The organism is Brachybacterium nesterenkovii (assembly GCF_900163655.1).
Lineage (GTDB): Bacteria > Actinomycetota > Actinomycetes > Actinomycetales > Dermabacteraceae > Brachybacterium > Brachybacterium nesterenkovii.
In genome coordinates this window covers 19,777-39,310 of the sequence record NZ_FWFG01000050.1, presented here as the reverse complement: position 1 = coordinate 39,310, position 19,534 = coordinate 19,777, and the positions used below count along the sequence as shown (strand labels likewise).

Sequence of the window (19,534 nt, the reverse complement as noted above, 5' to 3'; positions counted from 1 at the left end):
TCGAGCATGATGACCCGCACGACGGCCCTCGTCGTCACGGCCCCCGTCGTCACCGCCCTCGTCCTCGCCGATACCGGCACGCGCGCCCGTGCCGTCGAGAGCGCCCTGGCCGCCGCGGGCGCCCAGACGCGCGCCCCCGACCGCGTGCTCGTGATCATCTCGCCCCGCTCCGCCGACGCCTCCCCGGCCGCGGAGGGGGCGGACGGCGACGACGCCGTCGATCCCGGCTCCATCGCGGCTCGCGACGAGGTCGAGGCGGTCCTGCGGCCCGCCCGCCCCGGGCTCCGCGCCGCGCTCGCCGCCGCAGGCGATCACCTCGCCCACGACCTCCTCCAGCGCGAGAGCTCCTGGCTGTGGCTCGTCCCGGCGGGATCCGACCCGGGACGCCGCTGCCTCGAGGAGCTCACGCGCCGGGCCGCGCAGAATGCGCACATCGCCGCGGCGGGTGCCAAGCGCGTCCAGGCGCGGGACGGAGGGTCCGGGCGGCGCCGCGGCGGCACGGCTGCGGATGCGGCCGACGGCCTCGTCGACGTCGGACTCACCCTGACCCGGTCGGCGCGCGTGGTCACAGGCGTCGACGGCGGCGAGATCGACCAGGGCCAGGACGACTGGCGGCGCGATGTCCTCGCCCTCCCGATGGACGGACTGCTGCTGGCGGAGGACGCGCTGGTCCGCGTCGGCGGCCTCGATCCGGCGCTGCCCGACCGCTGGGCCGTCGTCGAGCTGTGCCACCGGCTGTGGCGCGGCGGATACCGCGTCGAGGTGGTCCCCGCGGCACGGGCCCTGGCGCCCGTGCGCGGGAGCACCGGTGCGGAGCGCCGCGCGAACCGGGCAGGCCGCCTGGGCACCGCGCTCGCGATGCGCCGCGCCCCGTTCGCCGTGCTCGCGCTCCTGCTGCTGCCGCTCGGAGCGCTCTGGCGCGCCCTCGGCGCGGTCATGACCCACAGCCCCTCCACGATCCTCGACGAGATCGTCGGATCGCTGCGCGCCGCGGTCGCGGGCCCCGGCATCATTGCCCGCTCCGCGCGCGCCGCCTCGCGCGCCCGGACGCCGCGCTCGCGCCTGGCCCCGCTGTTCCTCCCGCGCCGCGAGGCCGTGCGGCGGTCCCTGGGGTCCCTGTGGACCCGCACCCTGGCCGATGACGAGCGCAGCCGTCGGATCCGACGCACCACCTGGGGCATCGCCGGCACCACCCATGGGGCCGACGACGCCGACTTCGGTCGGCACACGGCGTGGACGCTCGCCCTCGGGGTGCTCGCGGCGGTCGGGACGCTGATCGGCCTGCGCCCTCTCCTGGCCGGGGGCGACCTCGGCGGCGGAGCCCTCGTGCCCCTGCCCGCCGACTGGCACGAGACCCTCGAGACCGCGTGGGCCTCGTGGATCCCGAGCGGGCAGGGGGCCCGCGTCGCCGCGGACCCGCTGATCCGCCTCCTGGGGCACCTCCCCGTCCCGGGGCCGCTGCTCGTCGAGACGATCCTGCTGGGCGCGATCCCCTGCGCGGCCCTCGGGGCCTGGTGGGCCGCCGGGGCCCTCACCCGGGCCGTCGGCGGGCGCCTCGTGCTCAGCGCGACCTGGGCGCTCGCCCCGTCGCTGCTCGAGGCCGTCGCCCAGGGCCGCTGGCCCCTCGCGCTCGTCCACACGCTGCTGCCGCTGTGGGCGCTCGCCGTGGCGCGCGCCGTGGGCCTGCCCCATAAGCGCTCGCAGGCCAGCGTGTCCGCGGCCGCCGGAGCCGGCCTGCTCCTGCTCGTGATCGGCGCCGTCCAGGCCGGGCTCGTGGTCCTCGCCGCCGCGGCCCTCGCGATCATCGCCCTGCTCGTGCCCGGGCGCCGCGTGCGCCTGCTCTGGGTCCTCGTGCCCTCCCTCGCGCTCCACCTCCCGTACCTGCCCCGCTATCTCGCGCATCCGCGCACGCTGCTGGCGGTCGGGGCCCAGGACGGGATCGGCGTCGGCACGGACGGGGCATCGACGTTGCTCGACGCCCTGCGCCTGGCCCCGGGCAGCGGCTGGCAGGCCCTCGCGGGGACGCTGGGCGCAGACGGCGCGGCCTGGGCGCCGCTGCTGCTGCTCATCCCGGTGGCGGCCTGCGCGCTGGCGGCCCCGTTCCTGCGGGGGGATGCGGGCACCGTCGGTCGACTGGCCGCGCTCCTGACCGCCCTCGGCGTCGGCGCCGCGATCGTGACCGTCACCGTCCCGACGGGCGTCGTCGACGGCCAGGTGCTGCGCGCCCCCGCGAACGCGGCGATGTCCGCGACCCTCCTGGCCCTGCTGCTCGGCGCCGGCTGCATGATCGACGCGCTCGCCCGGCGCGGGGCGCGGATGAGCATGCTGAGACGCCGCGCGACCGCGCTCGCCGCCCTCGTGATCGGGGCGTCCACCGCCGCGCTCGTCCTCGGCTGGTCCCTCGCCCTGCCGGGTGCGCTCGAGGTGACGCGGGGCGAGCTGCGGGAGATCCCGGCGGCCGCCGCGGACCAGGGGCGATCGGAGGCGCGCACCCGCACGCTCGTGCTGGGCGACGGCGCGGCCCGCACGGGCGCCGTCCCGGCGCGCCTCGTGCGCGCCGGCGGTCCCGATGCGACGCAGACCTCCGCGCTCTCCGCGGCGCGCGACCTCGAGCGGGCCCGAGCGCAGGGCACCGACGGCAGTGCGAAGGACGACGCCGCAGTGCTGCGCACGACCGCGGCCCTGCTGGCCTCCGACACCGACCCCACCGGCCTGCAGGACCTCGCCGTCGGCTACGTGCTCGTTCCCGGCGACCCCGAGCAGGACCCCGCGCTCATCACCGCCCTGGACACATCGTCGCTGCTCGAGAAGGTCACGCAGGGCACCGGAGGCTCCCTGTGGCGCGTGATCGACCAGCACGGCCGGGCGACGATCGGCGCGACCGCGCCGGGGCAGCCCCGCGAGGACCTGGCGGCGTCCGTGATCGACGTCGAGGCGCCCGTCGGGGCCGCCCCGGCGATGCGCACCGTCTCCCTGGCGGAGAACCGCTCGGCCGCCTGGCGGGCGAGCCTGGACGGCCGTGAGCTCGAGCCCGTCACGGTCGACGGCTGGGCCCAGGGCTTCCTCGTGCCCCCGGACGCCTCCGGTCGCCTCGTCATCACGACGGACGCCCCGGCTGTCCGACTCGCCCAGCTGCTGCTCGCCCTCGCGCTCGCGCTGACGGCGCTCGTCGCCGTCCCCTGGCGCGGACGAGCCCACGTCCCGGAGGAGAGGACCCCGTGAGCCGTCGCACCGTCCGCCCCGTCCTGGCCGTGCTGAGCCTGCTCCCCCTGGTGGGAGCGGGCGTCCTCCTCGCGCAGCTGCCGGCCCCCTCCGCCGAGGACCTCCCCGCGGCGACGGCCACGGCGCCTCCCCGCAGCGCCGACCTGCTGTGCCCGGGCCCGCTGACGGTCCCCGACGAGCTCCTGAGCGGGGGCGGGGACGCCGCGCTCGCGGTGATCCCCCCGAGCCCCCAGACCGCCGTGCGCGGTGCGGCGCTCACGGGATCCTCCTCGCTGCTGTTCGGCCGTGCCAGCGGTGCCCAGACCCAGCTCGCCTCGGACGGCACCGCACCGGCCCCGAGCGTCACCATGAGCGCGGGGGATGCCCCCGTCGCCGGTGCCCGGATCGCCTCGGGCGCCTACGGCGACACCTCCTTCGCCGCCCCCGCGGCCACCGGCCCCGTGCAGGTCGCCGCCGAGCCCGTCGATGACAGCGGCCTCGCCGCGGTCGCCGGCCAGGCCGCCCTGACGCCCGCCGGCGATTTCCGCTCGCTCTCCCTGTCGCGCTGCTCCGAGCCGGTCGTGTCGGCGTCCTTCCTCGGGGCCGGCACGGAGGCCGGGACCTCGAGCGCACTGGTCCTGACCAACCCCGGCACGCGCCCGGCCACCGCCGCGATCCAGGTCTCGACCCCCGACGGCCCCGCCGACCTCGCGGGATCGAGCCGGATCGTCGTCGCCCCGGGGACGACGGAGCGCCTCCTCCTGGAATCCGTGGCGCCCGGCCAGGAGGCGCTCGGGGTGAGCGTCGAGACCGTCGGCGCGCCGCTCGCGATGCACCTGCAGACCACCGAGCGCAGCGGCCTGACCCCGGGCGGCGGCGAGATCCTCGCCCCGCTGCCGCCGAGCGCTCCGGAGCAGGTGATCCCCGCCGTCCACGTCGCGCCCGGGCAGACCCCGGTCCTCGTGCTGCGCAATCCCGGAGGCTCCGCGATCACCGCGGCGGTGGACCTGCACGGTGCCGACGGGCCGATCGCGGCGGCGCACCGCGAGGGGATCGAGGTGGCTCCCGGGGCCGTCGTCTCCGTGCCGCTCGCAGGGACCGGCGACGGCGATCTGACGGCGGTCGTGACGGCCGACGGGGCCGTCGACGCCGCAGTTCGCTCGACCGTCGTGGGGCAGGACCTCCCGGGTGACACGATCGGCGCGCCCGTCGAGTTCGCGATCGCCGGCCAGACCCCGGAGCTCGGCGGCGCCGGACTGCTCCCGCTGCCCTACGGCGCATCCGATGCGGTGCTCTCGCTGTGGTCCGCGGAGGAGACCGCCGCGACCGTGATCCTGCTCGGAGCCGACGGCGGTGCCGGGACCCCGGTGCCCGTGCGCCTGGGTGCGGGACGGGAGGCCCTCGTGGCCGCCGCCTCCCTCACGGGCACGCGCGGCGCCCCGGTGGCGCTGGTCGTCGCGACCGACGGCGGGGGCGTCCACGGCGCATGGGCGCAGGCCCCCTCCCCGGCCGGTGCGGGGGGAGCCGTGCTGTCGACGCTGCCGGTGCTACCGGCGGATGATGGCGCCGCGGCGCTCGACGTCGCCGCCTCCTGACCCGCGCTCGCCGCCTGATCCGCGAGCGCACCCGCCCCAGCGGCGCACCCGCTTCAGCGGCGCGCTCGCGCGTGCGCGCCGTCGGGTCAGGAGGGCGGTCCGCTCACGGGAGGCGGCGCCTCAGAGGTCCCAGGCCCCCGGATCGACGTCCTCGGGGTCCATCGCGAGCATCGCGCCGATCTGCTCGGCGAGGACCTGGCGCACCAGCATCTCCAGGTCCCCGGGCGCGGAGCAGCGGCTCACGATCGGGCGGCGGTACAGGACGATCTGCGGCGGGTGATCGCGATCCGGGGCGATGTAGCGCCCGAGCGGAACGGCCTGCATCTCCCACGGCGCGGGGTCGGTGGTGGGGATCTCCTGGACCGAGACGGCGAGGTGCTCGAGGCGGCGGCCGAAGCGGTCCATGAGGGCCTCGGCGCTCTCGAGGACCGTGTCGTCGAAGATCTCCCGCCGCGTGAGATGCCCCGGCAAGTGCGGGGGCAGGAGCATGCCGCGGAATCCGCGGCCGTGGCGGTCACGACGTCGGGGCCGCCGTGCGGCGACGGCTGCGGGAGCGATCGAGGGGCGGAGGGGGCGGGAGGCGCCGGTGCCGTCCGCGCCGGGATCCGCGGTGCTGTGCCCTTCGCCTCGTGCCATGGTCCGACTGTACCGGCCCCGCTCGCCGTAGACTCCGACCCGTGCCTGCTCGCGAATGCTCCCGGACGGCGTGCTCGAGACCCGCTGTCAGCACGCTCACCTACAACTACGCGGACTCGACCGCTGTGCTGGGCCCGCTGGCCCGCGCGAGCGAGCCGCATTCCTACGACCTGTGCGCAGAGCACTCCGCCGGGATGACCGTCCCGCGCGGGTGGCGGGTGATCCGGGTCCCCGGGACTGCCGAGGCCTCCGACGAGCTCGTCGCCCTCGCCGACGCCGTCCGTCCGCGGCCCTCCGCGCCGCCGGCCCAGCCCGTCGAGCACCCGCGCCCGGGCCGCCCTCCGCACCTCCAGGTCGTCAGGAGCCCTCATGAGTGACCGCAGCACCCACGAGCAGGATGCGGACATGACCGGCACGAGCGCGGCGGCGACGCCCGTCGATGCGCCCACCGAGGTCTCCGCCGCGCCCGTCGGCCTCTCCGCGATCGTCAAGGCCTACGACGTGCGCGGGACGGCGGGGGAGCAGCTGACCGCGCCCGTCGCCCGGGCGCTGGGGGCCGCGTTCGCGGACCTCCTCGACGGCGCGGGGATGATCGTCGCCCACGACATGCGCGTCTCCTCGCCCGAGCTCTCCGCCGCGTTCGTCGACGGCGCCGTCCGCCGCGGCTCCCGGGTGCTCGTCGCAGGACTCAGCTCGACGGACCAGCTGTACTGCGCCTCGGGCCTGCACGACCTCGCCGGGGCGATGTTCACGGCCTCCCACAACCCGGCGCCCGACAACGGCATCAAGCTGTGCCGACCCGGGGCCCGCCCGATCAGCCGGGACACGGGCCTGGCGCAGATCCGCGAGAGGGCGGAGACCTACCTCGCGGCGGGGGAGATCCCGGAGCGCGAAGGCGGTGCGCGCGAAAGCGTCGAGACCCTCGACGACTACGTCGCGATGATGCTCCGCCTGGTCCCGGTGCCGGATTGCCGCCCGTTGCGCGTCGTGGTCGACGCCGCCAACGCCATGGCCGGTCACACGATGCCCGCCGTCGCCCAGCACCTCGACGCCGTGACTGTCGTCCCGCTGAACTTCCGGCTCGACGGCACCTTCCCGAGCCATGAGGCCAATCCGCTGGACACCTCCACCCTGCGCGAGCTGCAGGACGCCGTGCGCCGCGAGAGGGCCGACCTCGGCCTGGCCTTCGACGGCGATGCCGACCGCTGCGTCGTGGTCGACGAGACCGGCACCCCGGTGCCGCCCTCGGCGATCACCGCGCTCATCGCCGTGCGGGAGATCGCCCGTGCCCGGGCGGCGGGCGAGGACGAGCCCGTCGTCGTCGCCAACCTCGTGTCCTCGCGGCACGTGGGCGAGGCGATCGCTGGGGCAGGGGGTCGGAGGGTCCGCTCGCAGGTGGGCCACTCGCTGATCAAGGCGCTGATGGCGCGCGAGGACGCCGTGTTCGGCGGCGAGCATTCCGCGCACTACTACTTCCGTGATTTCTTCTTCGCCGACTCCGGGATGCTCGCGGCGCTGCACGTGCTCGCGGCGCTGCAGGAGACCGAGGGACCGCTGTCCGCGCTGGTCGCCGAGCACGACCCGTACGTGGCCAGCGGCGAGATCAACTCGCGCATCGCCGATGCGGCCGCGGCCCGCGAGCGGGTCCGCGCCGTGATGGCCCCGCGGCCCGGCACCGTGATCGACGACCTCGACGGCATGACCGTCGAGCACTGGGCCCCGGATGCCGCTGCGGCGGACCCCGCAGGAACCGACGCCAGCGCGGCGGGCCTCGCTCCGGCATCGCCCGAGCGCTGGTGGTTCTCCCTGCGCTCCTCCAACACCGAGCCGCTGCTGCGCCTGAACGTCGAGGCCGAGGACGCCGCGACGATGGAGCGCGTCCGCGACGAGGTCCTCGACATCATCCCCCAGGAGGCGACCATGCCCGATGCTTCTGCACCTGACGCCGCCGCGGCGGAGAGCACTGCGGCAGGCAGTGCTTCGGCAGGCAGCGCTGCACGCGGCACTGAAGCACCCGGCACTGCAGCCCCGAGCGCGTCCGACGGCGTCGGCCCGAGCACTGGGGGAGCGCATCCGGGAGCGAGCCGGGCGGACGTCCCCTCCTGGGTCCGCTCGCGCCTGCGCTGCCCGGTGTGCCGCGGCGAGCTCGTCGACGGCACCGGGACCCTCGAGTGCGAGGCGTGCCCGCGCACCTACGCGGTCGAGGGCGGGATCCCCGTCCTCATCGCCGACCGCGGCGAGGCCGCCCAGGACTGAGCGCCGCATCGGTCCGCCCGCCGCGGGGCGATGCGCCTCACGAGCTGAACGGCAGCGTCCCGACCTGACGGGCGAGCTCGAGCTCCCGCTCGCGGCGGGACCGCAGGAGCTCCTCGTCGCGCCGGGACCGCTCAGCGAGCACGGCCTGCAGGAACGCCTCGGGGTCCGTGCCCGGAGGCGGGGGCGGCGAGACCGACGGCACCACCCGCTGCACCAGGTCGAGAGCGAGGTCGCGGCGGGAGCGCGCGTGCAGCGATGACGACCGGGCCAGGAACGTCCGGATCTCCTGCAGCAGGGTCGGGGGCAGACGGCCGACATCGGCGCCGCGCGCCCAAGCCGTGAGATGCCCGGGGACCTCGACCTGCGTCGGCGCGGGCGTCCGCAGCCGCTCCTGCAGCACGAACGTGCCCGCGAGCAGGTCGCCGAGGCGACGCGACCGCGCATCGACGAGAGCGATCGCCAGGGCGAGCGTGCCCGACACCGTCCAGATCTCGAACAGCGCGGATACGGCGCGCAGGATGCTCTGGCGCACATGCACCGGGCCCCCGTCGTCCCGGACCACGCGCGTGCCGACGGCCCACCGCCCCAGCGACCTGCCGCCGGACACCGTCTCGGCGAGCACGGGGATCCCGAGGAGCGCGAACGCGGTGATGAGCACGGAGCCGGCCGCGAGATAGCCCTCATCGAGGGACGCGGAGCGGGCGAGCATCGCGAGCGACCAGATCCCGCCGACGAGGAGGGCGAGGGACACCAGGCCGTCGATCGCGAAGGAGAGGATGCGCATCGCGAAGGATGCGGGCCGCAGGTCCAGCAGGACGGCCTCGCCCGTCACCAGGGCCTCGCGCCGTGCGGTCTCCGCGGGCCCCGCGGAGCAGACCGTGCCCCCGGTGCCCGTCGCCGTGCCTGTCGCCGTGCTCATGGCCGTGCTCATGGGACGAGTCTGGCAGGTGCGGCGCGCGAGCGGCACGTCCATCGGTCGCCCGTCGGCGGCGCGGCGGGCGACTTTCGTCGAAGGCCGCAGCCTCCCGGACGGTCCTAGGGTGAGGGCGTGGACACCGACGCCTTCATCGCCGTCAACGGCCCCACCTGGGACCGACTGGCTGCTCTCGTGCGCCGTCGGCACCTCGAGGCCGCCGAGGTCGACGAGCTCATCGCCCTGTATCGCAGCACGGCCACGCACCTGTCCACCGTGCGCTCGACCAACCCCGACCCCGTCCTGACCGCCCGGCTCTCCGTGCTGCTGTCCCGCGCGCGCGGCCGGATCATCGGCTCGCGCACCCCGCTGTGGGCGCATGTGCGGGCCGTGGTGCTCGAGGACCTCCCGGCGGCGCTGTGGTCCGCACGGTGGCAGACCGCGCTGGCGGCGGGGATCATGCTCGGCTCCGCGCTGCTCGTCGGCATCGTCCTGGGGCTCGACGACGGGCTGCGGGCCTCCCTCGTCCCCGAGGCCGCGCAGCGGCGCCTGGCCTCCGGGGCGTTCACCTCCTACTACGTCCAGGGCGATGCCGGCGGCTTCGCCGCCAACGTCTGGACCAACAACGCGTGGATCACGCTGCAGGCGGTGGTCTTCGGCGTCACCGGCGTCTGGCCGGTGTGGATGCTCGTGCTGAACGGGCTGAACATCGGCCTGGCAGGCGCGGTCATGGGCGCGCACGGGCAGCTCGGCACGTTCCTGCTGGCGATCGCCCCGCACGGGCTGCTCGAGCTGACGTGCGTCGCCGTCGGCGCCGGTGCCGGGCTGCGCCTGTTCTGGGCGTGGCTGCATCCGGGGCCGCTGCCGCGCACCTGGGCGCTCGCCCGCGCGGGCCGTGCGCTCGTGACCGTCGCCCTGGGCCTGGTGCCCGTGCTGCTCGTCAGCGGGCTCATCGAGGCGTTCGTGACGCCCTCGCCCCTGCCCACCGTCGTCCGCATCGGCATCGGGGCGCTGGCCTGGGGCGCGTTCCTCGCCTACGCCGGGGTCCTGGGGCGCAGGGCCGCGCGCCGCGGGATCACCGGGGACCTGTCCGAGGAGGTCGTGGGCGACAGCGTCGCCGTCGCCGGCTGATCCCCCGACCTCCGCTCACAGCCGTCCGGCGGCCTTGAGGGCGAGATAGCGGTCCGCGAGCGCCTGCGGGAGCTGCTCGGGGACCTCGTCGACGACCTGGACGCCGCTGCGGCCCAGCAGCTCGGCGACCGCATCGCGCTCGGCCCGCGCCTGCTCGGCGGCCGCCGCCCGGTACACGGCCTCCGCATCGCCGCGTTCGCGCGCCATCGCCGCGAGCGCCGGGTCCGCGACCGATGCCAGCACCACGGGATGGTCGGCGGCGATGCGGGCGGCGACGGGCAGCAGCCCCTGCTGGACCGCCGCGGGCTCGAGCGGCGTCACGAGCACCACGAGCGCGCCCTTGCGGGCCCGGCGCCGGATCGTGGCGGCCGCGAGCTCCCAGTCGGTCTCCACGAGCGCGGGATGCACCGGCGCAGTCGCGGCCACGACATCGGCGAGCACGGTGCGCACGCTCGAGCCGACCACGGACACGTGCTCGATCCGGTCCAGGCACACCACATCCACACGGTCACCGGCCTGCGTGGCCAGGGCCGTCAGCAGCAGCGTCGCGTCGAGGGCGGCGTCGAGCCGCGGGGCCTCGCCCACGCGGCCGGCGGAGGTGCGCGAGGTGTCGACCACGATCAGCACGTGGCGGTCGCGCTCGGGGCGCCAGGTCCGCACGACGACGCTGCGCCGCCGCGCGGTCGCCCGCCAGTCGATCGAGCGCACGTCGTCGCCGTCGACGAAGTCGCGCAGGGAGTCGAACTCGGTGCCCTGGCCGCGCTGGTGCACCGCCGCCAGTCCCTCGATCTCCCGCAGGCGCCGCACGCGCGAGGGCAGGTGGCGGCGCGAGCCGAAGGCGTGCAGGGCCATCAGCGTGCCCGGAACATCCTGGGAGGCGGTGCGCCGGGCCAGGCCGAGCGGCCCGCGCGAGGAGACGGCCACCGTGCGCGAGGCGTGCGGGCCCCGTCGGACGGGGGAGAACTCCTGGGTGATGGCCCGCCGCTCCCCGGGCGGGACGACCAGGCGGGAGCGCTGCGCGGCGAGCCCCGCGGTCGGATCCCAGGCGTCGCGCACGTCGAGGACGGCGCGCCGACCGGTCGGGTTCGTCACCAGCAGGCGCCCGGTGACCGCGGTACCCAGGCGCGCCTTGGCCGGCATCGTCCGCCGCACCACCAGGGCCCGCGGCGACGGGGCCGCCAGGGCGTCGACCACGAGGAGGACGAGGAGCACGGCGGCGCACATCGCGAGCGTGATCCACGAGGGCGCGAGCACGAGCGGGAGCACGGCGATGAGCGCCGCGAGCGCGGCGCGCGGGGTCGGTCGGATGCGCACGAGCGGATCGCCCCTGGATCAGCGGGGGACCGGGACGGCCGCGAGCGTGGCCGCCAGGACGGCCTCGATCTGCGATCCCTCGAGATCCGCCTCGGTGGTCAGGCGCGCGCGGTGGCCGAGCGTGGACGGGGCCATCGTCTTGACGTCGTCGGGCGTGATGAAGTCGCGTCCCTGCAGGTAGGCCCAGGCCCGCGCGGTGCGCAGCAGCGCGATGGCGCCGCGCGGGGAGACGCCGAGCGCGAGGCTGGGGGAGCGGCGGGTCGCCCGCGCGACGTCGACGATGTACTGCACCACGGAGTCCTCCGCGCGCACCTGGGCGACCTCGGCCTGCGCGCGGCGCAGGCTGTCGGGGTCCGCGACGGCGCGCAGGCCCGCGCTCGCCAGGTCGCCGGTGTCGAAGCCGCGCGCATGGCGCTGCACCACGGCGATCTCCGTGTCGCGGCCCGGCAGCGGCATCACGGCCTTGAGCAGGAAGCGGTCGAGCTGCGCCTCGGGCAGCGCGTAGGTGCCGTCGAACTCGATGGGGTTCTGCGTGGCGACCACCATGAAGGGGTCGGGCAGGGCGCGTGAGCGGCCGTCGACCGTCACCTGGCGCTCCTCCATCGCCTCCAGCAGCGCGGACTGGGTCTTGGGCGGGGTGCGGTTGATCTCGTCGGCCAGCAGCAGGTTCGTGAAGACCGGCCCCTCGCGGAAGACGAGATCGCTCGTGGAGTTGTCGTACACGAGGGAGCCCGTGACATCGCCCGGCATCATGTCGGGCGTGAACTGCACGCGGCGCATCTGGACGTCGAGCGACGCGGCCAGGGCGCGCACCAGCAGCGTCTTGGCGACGCCCGGGACGCCCTCGAGGAGCACGTGGCCGCGGCACAGCAGGGCGACGACGAGGCTCGTGACCGCGGCGTCCTGCCCGTCGACGGCCTTGTGGATCTCGCCGCTCAGGGCGACGAGGCGCTCGCGCGCCGGTGCATCGTCGGACAGGGCGGCACCCGCGCCGGCGCGGACATCCGGGGCGTCCTCGGGATCGGGCATCGCGGGATGCGGGGGCAGAGCGGTCATCGGTCGATCTCCTTCTCGAGTCGGTCGAGTTCATGGGCCAGGCGCACGAGCTCCGCGTCGGAGGCGACGGTCTCGGGCCCCAGCAGGCGGCGGATCTCGCCGCCGTCGCGGCGGGAGTGGGGGACGATCGCCGCGATGAGGGCGTCCAGGCCCTCGCGGCGGCGCACGCCCAGGCGGTCGGCCAGGCGCACCGCGGCGGCCGAGCGCAGCGAGCGGGCGGCGGAGTCCCGCGCCCCGGCGCGGCGCAGCAGGTGGGCGCGGCCGACGGTCAGCTCCTGGGAGCGCACGCTCACCGGCAGCGGTTCGACGACGACGGGGCCGAGCCGCCAGGACAGTGCCCACAGCGCCAGCAGCAGGCACACCGCCAGCCACAGCGCGACGGGGCCCGTCCACGGGGGCAGCTGCTCGAGCGGGCTCGCGAGGTCGGAGGCCATCGGATCGGTGGCCGAGGGCAGGTACCAGGTGACCGGGCCCGCGGTCCCGATCGCGTTGAGCGCGACGGCGGGGCCGTCGGCCTCCCGCAGGCCCTCGTTGGTGATGAAGCGGGCGCTGCCCAGGACGATCACGTCGTCGGTGCGGACGACGGCGGCACCGGCGTCGGTGCGGAAGCACGAGCGGGTGCCGGATCCGCCCGTGTACAGCAGCCCGGGCGCGGTCTGCTCCCCGTCGTCCTCGAGGGGCAGCTCACCGGCCCGGACGGAGCGGGCACGGAAGGAGGCGTCGGCGCAGGACGCATCGGCCCGGATCGCGGGCGCGTCCTCGGCGACGCGCCCGGTGGGGCGGATGCCGGGCGCGAGCACGGACAGGGAGCCGAAGTCGGGGGCCAGCAGCACGAGGCGGCCCTCGCCCGCATCGAGCGCGGAGCGCAGCAGCTCGAGCTGGTCGCGGCCGAGGGCGGACGGGTCGGTCACCAGCACGGTGCCCCCGCCCCGCAGATCCCGCGCCGCCTCGTCGGTGCGGCGCACGGTCCCGACCTCCGCGCCCTGCTCCTCGAGGACGGACACGAGGGCCTTGGAGCCCGCGGGCAGCGGGGAGGTGGGCTCAAAGGGCGCCTCGCGGAAACGGCCCTGGGCCAGCACGGAGGCGACCGACGCCAGCAGCGCCAGCACGACGACGATCACGGCGATCCGCGTCGAGCGGTCCTCCCGCGCCGCGCCCCCGCCGCGCCGCCGACCGCGTCGGGCCCTGCTCGCCGCGGCGTCGGGAACGGCCACAGCCCCGGGCGCGGCCGCAGCCCCGGGCACGGCCGCCATCTCGGGGGACGCCGGAGCCCCGGGGACCGCTCCGGTGTCGATGCCCGCCCCGGTCACAGCGCCTCCAGGACGGACGCCTCGGGGCTGGTCTGGGCGAGGTACTCGGCGAGGCGGACGGCCGCCTCGGCCTGCCGCGTGCTCGCGGTGCGCCGGGAGTAGGCGGCCGTGTCGAAGTCGTCGGCGGTGCGGGCGAGGCGTCCGCGCAGCTCGGGGAAGGCGCGTCCCGCATCGGCGGCCGCCTCATGGGCGGTCATGCCGTCGGTCACCTCGAGCAGCGTGCGCTCGGACAGGTCGCGCACGATCGCGCGCATCGCGAGGACCACCGCGTCGTCGTGACGGCCCGCGAGGACGGCCGCGCCGGCACGGCGTCGCAGCTCCTCCGCGGGGACGGCGGCATCCGCCGTCAGCTCGATCTCCTCGCGCAGCGCGACCCTCCGGCGCAGCATGCCCCGGCGCCGGAGGAGGACGACGGCGAGCGCGAGAGCGAGGAGCACGACCACGACCGCCACGGCGGTGCCCGCGGCGGGGGACCCGCCGTCCCCCTGCAGGAGAGCGTCGAGGAGATCGCGGAGCATGCCCCAGAGGCGCTCGAGGATGTTCTGGCGGTGGGCGTACTGCCCCTCGGACAGCTCGTCGAGGAGGAGGCGCCGCGCCTCGTCGGGATCGACGTCCTTCACCTCGCGCGCCTCCTCATCGGATGTCCGCTGCGAGCGCGGAGAGATCCTCGTCGCGCCGCTCGCGCGAGGCCCGGTTCAGCTCCACGTCCCAGGCCTCCTGCCGCATCCGCTCATCGGCGTAGAGCACGGTCGTGCCCGCCGAGACGAACGGCTGGACCAGGGTCGAGGCGATGAAGCTCCCGAGCATCGACAGCACCAGCATGACGCCCACGGCGAGCATGAGCTGCTGGAACTGCGTGGCGACGAGGATCGCGATGTAGACGATCGTCGCGACCATCGAGACGACGCCGGCCACCATCTGCATCGCCACGTAGGCCAGGAGCATCAGCAGCAGCGTGATCCCCAGCACCCGCCACAGGCGGCGACCGCGCGTGAGGGCGAAGGAGCGGCGCAGCGCCGCGACCGGGCCGAGGTCCTCGAGGACGAGGGCGGGGGTGGCGAGGGTCGTGCGCGCCATGAGCCACAGCACGCCCAGGATCGACAGCAGAACGGCGAGCCCCAGGGGGAGCAGCAGCCACAGGTTCTCGCCGCCGGTCAGGACGAGGGGCAGGGTGCCCAGGGCGATCAGGATGCCCACGAGCAGCGCCGATGCGAGGGCGATGATCAGGCCGAGCAGCGCGGCGCGCGGGCCGTGACGACGGGCGCTCGCCCACATCCGGCTCGTCGAGAGGGGGCGGCCCGTCGCCTCGGCCAGGGCGAGCGGGGCCATCGCCGCGGTGACGACCTGGACCGCGATCACCGAGATGAGCGAGGTCGCGAGCGTGCCGGCGAGGACGGCGATCGCCTCGGCGGGCGTCGTCCCGAGGTCGACCTCCGCACCGGTGCTCGTGGAGGCCTGCTCCATCGTCGCCTGCAGGGTGCCGACCATCGGCACCAGCGAGATCCCCGACAGCAGCGTGATGATGACGGTCGCGATCGCGAAGACGACCGCGGAGACCACGAGCATCCGGCGGGGGCGCAGGCGGTAGAGCCCGGTCGCCGCCCCGAGGATCTCCCCGAGGCCGAGAGGGCGCAGCGGGAACAGCGGCGCGCGCGCGACGAGCTCGCGGCGCTGGGCCCGTTCGGAGGCGGCGGTCCCGGCGGGTGCACCGGCTGCGCGGTCGGAGTCCGCGACGGGATCGGCCCAGGGGCTCATCGGAGCGATCGTCGGCGGCGCCTCGTCGGCACGCCCGCCCTCGGAGCCGGGGGCGGTCCAGGGACTGGTCATGACGGCGCTCCTTCCACGTGTCGCTTCGTCCACGGGGTTCGCTTCTCCCACGGGGCGATGCCCTCACCGTACGGTCCGTCGTGCGCGGTGCGATCCGACGATGGTCGATGATCGCGGCGACCTCGGTCCGCTCTCGGCCCGGCCGCCTCCGGTCCTCGCCGACGGGTCGCCGCCCCGTGGTGCTCTCGCACGGCCCGGCGGCCCATGCCCCGCTTCCGTAATCGACGGCATCCGCGATGGCATGATGTGTCCATGGCAGCCCCCTCCCGCATCCTGGTGGTCGACGACGACCATGCGATCGCGGAAATGGTCGGCATCGTGCTGCGGGGCAAGGGCTTCGACGTTGTGACGGCCCCGGACGGCGCCTCCGCCCTCGACGCCTTCGACCGGGTGGGCCCCGATCTGGTGCTCCTGGACCTCATGCTCCCCGGCATGGACGGGATCGAGGTGTGCCGCGAGCTGCGTCGGCGCTCCGGCGTCCCCGTCATCATGCTGACCGCCCGCAGCGACACCTCCGACGTCGTCGAGGGCCTCGAGGCCGGTGCCGACGACTACCTGACCAAGCCGTTCGAGCCCGATGAGCTCGTCGCCCGGATCCGCGCCCGCGTGCGGCGCGCCGCGCCCCCGACGACCGAGCGCCTGTCCATCGGCGACCTCCGGATCGACCTCGACGGTCACGAGGTCCGCCGGGGCGACCGCGTGATCCCGCTGACCCCGCTCGAGTTCGACCTGCTCGTGCAGCTGGCCCGCAAGCCCTGGCAGGTGTTCACCCGCGAGACGCTGCTGCGGGAGGTCTGGGGCTACCGGCACAGCGCGGACACCCGCCTGGTCAACGTCCACGTCCAGCGCCTGCGCTCGAAGGTCGAGAAGGACGTGGAGCATCCGCGCGTGATCCTCACGGTCCGCGGCGTCGGCTATCGCGCCGGCGACGACGGGTGAGACCTGTCCGAGCCCCATGGCGTCGCCTGCTCGGCGCCCTCGACCCGCGCGGATGGTCGCTGACCGTCCGCGTCGTCACGGTCACGGTGCTCCTGTCCTCCCTCGCCGTCCTCGCGGTCGGCGGCTACCTGTCCTCGGTCATCGCCGACGGCCTGTTCACCCAGCGGCGCGACCGGGTCGTGGCCGAGTCGCTCACCACCCGCTCCGGGCTCGTCGAGACGCTCAACGCCGATACGGGGCGGGGCCAGGGGCAGGAGCTCGACACCGTCGCGCAGTTCGTCCAGGACACCCGCGAGGGCGGGGCCGATGCGGGCGGACGGGAGATCGCGCTCGTGCCGGCCGGCGCCCAGGGCACCGTCTCCGTCATCTCCACCGACCGCGTGCTGACCGACCTCATCGACCCGGAGCTCTCGGCCGCCGTCGCCTCCGCCCCCGACTCCCTGCGCCTGCGCAGCGTCGAGATCCGCCGGGACGGCCGGAGCGAGCCGGGGCTGCTCGTGGGCACCCGCGTCGCCGTCCCCGGTGCGGGCGGCTACGACCTCTACCTGCTGTACTCGCTGCAGCCCGAGCAGGACACGCTCTCGTTCATCCAGCGCGTGATGCTCGGCGGCGGGCTCGTCCTCGAGGCCCTCGTGGTCGGGATCGGCATCGTCGTCGCGCGCCTGGTCACCACGCCCCTGCGCCGCGCGGCCACGGCCGCCGAGCGCATCGCCGCCGGCGATCTCTCCTCCCGGGTGCGGGTCTCCGGCGGCGATGAGCTCGCCCGCGTGGGCACGTCCTTCAATGACATGGCCGCATCGCTCGAGCAGAAGGTCGATGACCTCACGGAGCTGTCCCGGGTCCAGCAGCGCTTCGTCTCCGACGTGTCCCACGAGCTGCGCACACCGCTGACGACGATCCGCATGGCCGCCTCCGTCCTCGACGGCGCCCGCGAGGGCTTCCCGCCGGACGTGGACCGCACCACCCAGCTGCTCACGGCGCAGGTGGCGCGCTTCGAGGGCCTGCTCGAGGAGCTCCTGGAGATCTCGCGCTATGACGCCGGAGCGGTCGAGCTGGACGCCCAGGTGCACGATCTGCGCGCGATCGCGGAGCGCTCGGCCGAGGACGTGCGCGCGCTCGCCGCCGCCCGCGGCAGCGAGCTGATCCTCGATCTGGGGGACGACGATCTCGAGTTCGAGGCCGATGCCCGCAGGATCGACCGCATCCTGCGCAACCTGCTGACCAATGCGATCGAGCACGGCGGGGGCCGTCCCGTCCGCCTCGAGGCGGCCGGCACCGCGGACGCGGTCGCCGTCGCGGTCATCGACCGCGGCGTGGGCCTGGACGACGCGGAGGCCGCGCGCGTCTTCGACCGCTTCTGGCGCGCCGATCCCTCCCGCGCGCGCACCGTCGGCGGCACCGGGCTGGGGCTCGCGATCTCGCTGGAGGACGCGCAGGCCCACGGCGGGCGCCTGCAGGCCTGGGGCCGCCGGGGCGAGGGGGCGGTGTTCCTGCTGACCCTGCCGCGGCAGGCCGGGGCGACGCTGCGTGCGGAGGCGGCGCCCCTGCCGCTCATGCGGTGCCTCGGGCACCAGGAGGAGCGACGATGACGGATCGGACTCCTGGTCGGACCTCCGGGACGGTCCGGCCCGCGCGGCGCCGGATCTTGCAGGCGGGGGCGGCCGCAGCGGTCGCGCTCGGAGCGAGCGCATGCGCGCGCATCCCCGTCTCCTCCGACATCAGCGCGACCCCGGTGGGCCAGGCGCAGGACGGCAGCGCGCCCTACGTGCAGCCGCGGCCGCCGAGCCCCGGCGCGGATCCGTCCCAGATCGTCGAGGGCTTCGTGCGCGCCGGAGTCGGCGCCGATGACGACTACGCGATCGCCCGCTCGTACCTCACCGCGCAGGCCCGCGACGCCTGGGACCCCCGCAGCGGCGTGACCGTGTACGCGGCCGATACGGGGACGGCGACGCCGAACCCGGGTGCACCGGGGGAGATCACGATGCGCGTGATGGCGCTCGCGCAGGTCGACGCCCTCGGCGTGAGGACCGCGCTGTCCTCCCCCTCCCAGCGCGAGATCGACATCGCCCTCGAGCAGGTCGACGGGCAGTGGCGCATCTCCCGGCCGCCCGCCGGCGTCTTCCTGTCCGAGCCGGTGTTCGAGATCCTCTTCGCCCCGGGGCGCGTGTACCACCTCGACCCGGCGCTCCAGCGTCTCGTGCCCGACGTCCGCTGGGCCGCGGCGCAGGAGCAGACGCAGGCCCTCCTGCGGCATCTCGGGGGCCGCCCGGCGCCCTTCCTCGCCGACGCCGTGCGCTCCGCCGTCCCCGCGCAGCTCGCGACCGAGGACAGCGCCATCCGCACGACGGGCTCGGGGGAGCTCCGCGTCTCCGTGCCCGCCGCGGTCCGCGCCCTCCCGTCCGAGCGCCGCCGCCTGGCCGTCACCCAGATCCTCGCGACCGTGCGCTCCGGGCAGCTCCTCGGGGAGGTCCGCATCTCCTCCGACGGCGTCGATCTCACGCACGAGGAGGACACCTCGCTGCACCGGCCGCTCCCGGGGCACCGGGCGCTCGGGGCGGCCGAGCAGGGGATCGTCGCACTGGCCGAGGGGGCGCCCGGTGCGGCCCCGGTGCGGCTCATCCCCGCGCTCGCCGACCGCGCCGTGAGCGATCCGAGCGCATCCGCCGCCGCCGGACGTGCGGCGGCCCTCGGATCCGACGCGTCCACCGTGCTGCTGTGCCCGCTGGAGGAGGCCGACGGGGTCCGCGAGGTCGCGCTGGGGGCACCGGCGGCACCGCCGCGCTGCGACGCCACGGGACGCACCTGGACGGCCCGGCACGACGGCGCGCCCTCCCTCCTCGTGCTCTCGCCGCACGGCCCCGAGCAGGACCAGGAGGTCGAGGTCCCGTGGCTCGCCGGCCGCGAGGTGATGGGCCTGGACCTGTCCGGGGACGCGACGCGGCTGCTGGTGATCTCGTCCCGCGAGGGCGTGACGGAGCTGGACCTGTGCGCCGTCGTCCGCGATGAGGACGGGGCTCCGCGGGCGGTCACCGAACCGATGCCCGTCGCCCTCCCCGTCGACAGCATCATCCAGGCCACGTGGTACGACGAGGCCTCGATCGCCGTGCTCGGCACCGTCGAGGACGCCCAGGGGCGCGCGCTCGTGCACGACCTCGCCGGGACCGACGACCCGATGCCCGATCCGCCGACCGGGACCACGCGCCTGGCCGGCAGCGCGCTGTCGGGGGTCGCGTACTGCTCCGACGAGTCCGGTGCGCTGCATCGCAGCGACGGCACCGCCTGGACGCGTCTGGTGCTGTCGGCCCGCGGCCCCTCGTTCTACTGACGGCGGTGCTGTCTGCTGAGGGCTGGGCCGC

Annotated in this window: 15 protein-coding genes; 8 read left to right on the top strand and 7 right to left on the bottom strand. The window is 75.9% G+C overall.

The window, feature by feature from the left end:
* Nucleotides 1-6: 6 nt before the first annotated feature.
* Nucleotides 7-3,222 carry a glycosyltransferase family 2 protein gene (locus tag FM110_RS05515; RefSeq protein WP_234991938.1) on the top strand — a complete coding sequence of 1,072 codons (3,216 nt, stop codon included), beginning with the start codon at nt 7-9 and terminating at the stop codon, nt 3,220-3,222.
* Nucleotides 3,219-4,796, top strand: coding sequence for a DUF5719 family protein (locus tag FM110_RS05510; protein ID WP_087103405.1), 1,578 nt, complete (start codon nt 3,219-3,221; stop codon nt 4,794-4,796). The genes FM110_RS05515 and FM110_RS05510 overlap by 4 nt, the downstream gene beginning before the upstream one ends.
* Before the next feature lie 120 nt (nt 4,797-4,916).
* Here the strand turns inward: FM110_RS05510 and FM110_RS05505 are convergent, their stop codons facing one another.
* Complete coding sequence (locus tag FM110_RS05505; protein WP_087103403.1) at nt 4,917-5,432, bottom strand: metallopeptidase family protein; 516 nt, start codon at nt 5,430-5,432, stop codon at nt 4,917-4,919.
* A 41-nt stretch (nt 5,433-5,473) separates the two neighbouring features.
* Here FM110_RS05505 and FM110_RS05500 point away from each other — a divergent pair, with 41 nt between their 5' ends.
* Together FM110_RS05500 and FM110_RS05495 are read left to right on the top strand one after the other, a co-directional pair.
* On the top strand, nt 5,474-5,809 hold the full coding sequence (locus FM110_RS05500) for a DUF3499 domain-containing protein (RefSeq protein WP_087103401.1): 336 nt from the start codon (nt 5,474-5,476) through the stop codon (nt 5,807-5,809).
* On the top strand, nt 5,802-7,688 hold the full coding sequence (locus FM110_RS05495) for a phosphomannomutase/phosphoglucomutase (RefSeq protein ID WP_234991937.1): 1,887 nt from the start codon (nt 5,802-5,804) through the stop codon (nt 7,686-7,688). The genes FM110_RS05500 and FM110_RS05495 overlap by 8 nt, the downstream gene beginning before the upstream one ends.
* Nucleotides 7,689-7,725: 37 nt before the next feature.
* Here FM110_RS05495 and FM110_RS05490 read toward each other — a convergent pair whose 3' ends face one another.
* The gene (locus FM110_RS05490; protein WP_234991936.1) at nt 7,726-8,619 is read right to left on the bottom strand and encodes an RDD family protein; all 894 of its coding nucleotides are present in this window, start codon (nt 8,617-8,619) and stop codon (nt 7,726-7,728) included.
* A 117-nt stretch (nt 8,620-8,736) separates the two neighbouring features.
* Here FM110_RS05490 and FM110_RS05485 point away from each other — a divergent pair, with 117 nt between their 5' ends.
* A complete protein-coding gene (locus tag FM110_RS05485) occupies nt 8,737-9,732 on the top strand; it encodes a stage II sporulation protein M (protein ID WP_087103400.1) in 996 nt (331 codons plus the stop codon).
* Nucleotides 9,733-9,747: 15 nt separating this feature from the next.
* Here FM110_RS05485 and FM110_RS05480 read toward each other — a convergent pair whose 3' ends face one another.
* From FM110_RS05480 to FM110_RS05460, 5 genes are read right to left on the bottom strand one after another with little or no spacing between them, the layout of a single operon-like run.
* The gene (locus tag FM110_RS05480; RefSeq protein WP_159457989.1) at nt 9,748-11,046 is read right to left on the bottom strand and encodes a DUF58 domain-containing protein; all 1,299 of its coding nucleotides are present in this window, start codon (nt 11,044-11,046) and stop codon (nt 9,748-9,750) included.
* 18 nt (nt 11,047-11,064) lie between these two features.
* Nucleotides 11,065-12,102 carry an AAA family ATPase gene (locus FM110_RS05475; protein ID WP_234991935.1) on the bottom strand — a complete coding sequence of 346 codons (1,038 nt, stop codon included), beginning with the start codon at nt 12,100-12,102 and terminating at the stop codon, nt 11,065-11,067.
* Nucleotides 12,099-13,412: a DUF4350 domain-containing protein gene (locus tag FM110_RS05470; protein WP_234991934.1), complete on the bottom strand. Its 1,314-nt coding sequence runs from the start codon at nt 13,410-13,412 to the stop codon at nt 12,099-12,101. Before FM110_RS05470 ends, FM110_RS05475 begins: the two co-directional genes overlap by 4 nt.
* The gene (locus FM110_RS05465) at nt 13,409-14,032 is read right to left on the bottom strand and encodes a DUF4129 domain-containing protein (RefSeq protein ID WP_234991933.1); all 624 of its coding nucleotides are present in this window, start codon (nt 14,030-14,032) and stop codon (nt 13,409-13,411) included. The genes FM110_RS05470 and FM110_RS05465 overlap by 4 nt, the downstream gene beginning before the upstream one ends.
* A 13-nt stretch (nt 14,033-14,045) precedes the next feature.
* The gene (locus FM110_RS05460) at nt 14,046-15,239 is read right to left on the bottom strand and encodes a hypothetical protein (RefSeq protein WP_087103398.1); all 1,194 of its coding nucleotides are present in this window, start codon (nt 15,237-15,239) and stop codon (nt 14,046-14,048) included.
* Nucleotides 15,240-15,491: 252 nt separating this feature from the next.
* Between FM110_RS05460 and mtrA the strand changes: the two genes are divergently transcribed.
* The 3 genes from mtrA to FM110_RS05445 are packed head-to-tail and all read left to right on the top strand — an operon-like array spanning nt 15,492 to nt 19,503.
* Nucleotides 15,492-16,178 (top strand): MtrAB system response regulator MtrA, encoded by a 687-nt coding sequence (mtrA, locus tag FM110_RS05455; RefSeq protein WP_087103396.1) that lies wholly within the window; start codon nt 15,492-15,494, stop codon nt 16,176-16,178.
* Complete coding sequence (mtrB, locus tag FM110_RS05450; protein WP_087103394.1) at nt 16,175-17,767, top strand: MtrAB system histidine kinase MtrB; 1,593 nt, start codon at nt 16,175-16,177, stop codon at nt 17,765-17,767. The genes mtrA and mtrB overlap by 4 nt, the downstream gene beginning before the upstream one ends.
* The gene (locus tag FM110_RS05445) at nt 17,764-19,503 is read left to right on the top strand and encodes a GerMN domain-containing protein (RefSeq protein ID WP_087103393.1); all 1,740 of its coding nucleotides are present in this window, start codon (nt 17,764-17,766) and stop codon (nt 19,501-19,503) included. Before mtrB ends, FM110_RS05445 begins: the two co-directional genes overlap by 4 nt.
* Nucleotides 19,504-19,534: the final 31 nt, after the last annotated feature.

Excerpts from the sequence above, each read along its gene's own strand:
- FM110_RS05515 (WP_234991938.1), top strand. The coding sequence starts at position 7 with ATGATGACCCGCACGACGGCCCTCGTCGTCACGGCCCCCGTCGTCACC.
- FM110_RS05505 (WP_087103403.1), bottom strand. The coding sequence starts at position 5,432 with ATGGCACGAGGCGAAGGGCACAGCACCGCGGATCCCGGCGCGGACGGC.
- FM110_RS05495 (WP_234991937.1), top strand. The coding sequence starts at position 5,802 with ATGAGTGACCGCAGCACCCACGAGCAGGATGCGGACATGACCGGCACG.
- FM110_RS05490 (WP_234991936.1), bottom strand. The coding sequence starts at position 8,619 with ATGAGCACGGCCATGAGCACGGCGACAGGCACGGCGACGGGCACCGGG.
- FM110_RS05475 (WP_234991935.1), bottom strand. The coding sequence starts at position 12,102 with ATGACCGCTCTGCCCCCGCATCCCGCGATGCCCGATCCCGAGGACGCC.
- FM110_RS05460 (WP_087103398.1), bottom strand. The coding sequence starts at position 15,239 with ATGACCAGTCCCTGGACCGCCCCCGGCTCCGAGGGCGGGCGTGCCGAC.
- mtrA (WP_087103396.1), top strand. The coding sequence starts at position 15,492 with ATGGCAGCCCCCTCCCGCATCCTGGTGGTCGACGACGACCATGCGATC.
- FM110_RS05445 (WP_087103393.1), top strand. The coding sequence starts at position 17,764 with ATGACGGATCGGACTCCTGGTCGGACCTCCGGGACGGTCCGGCCCGCG.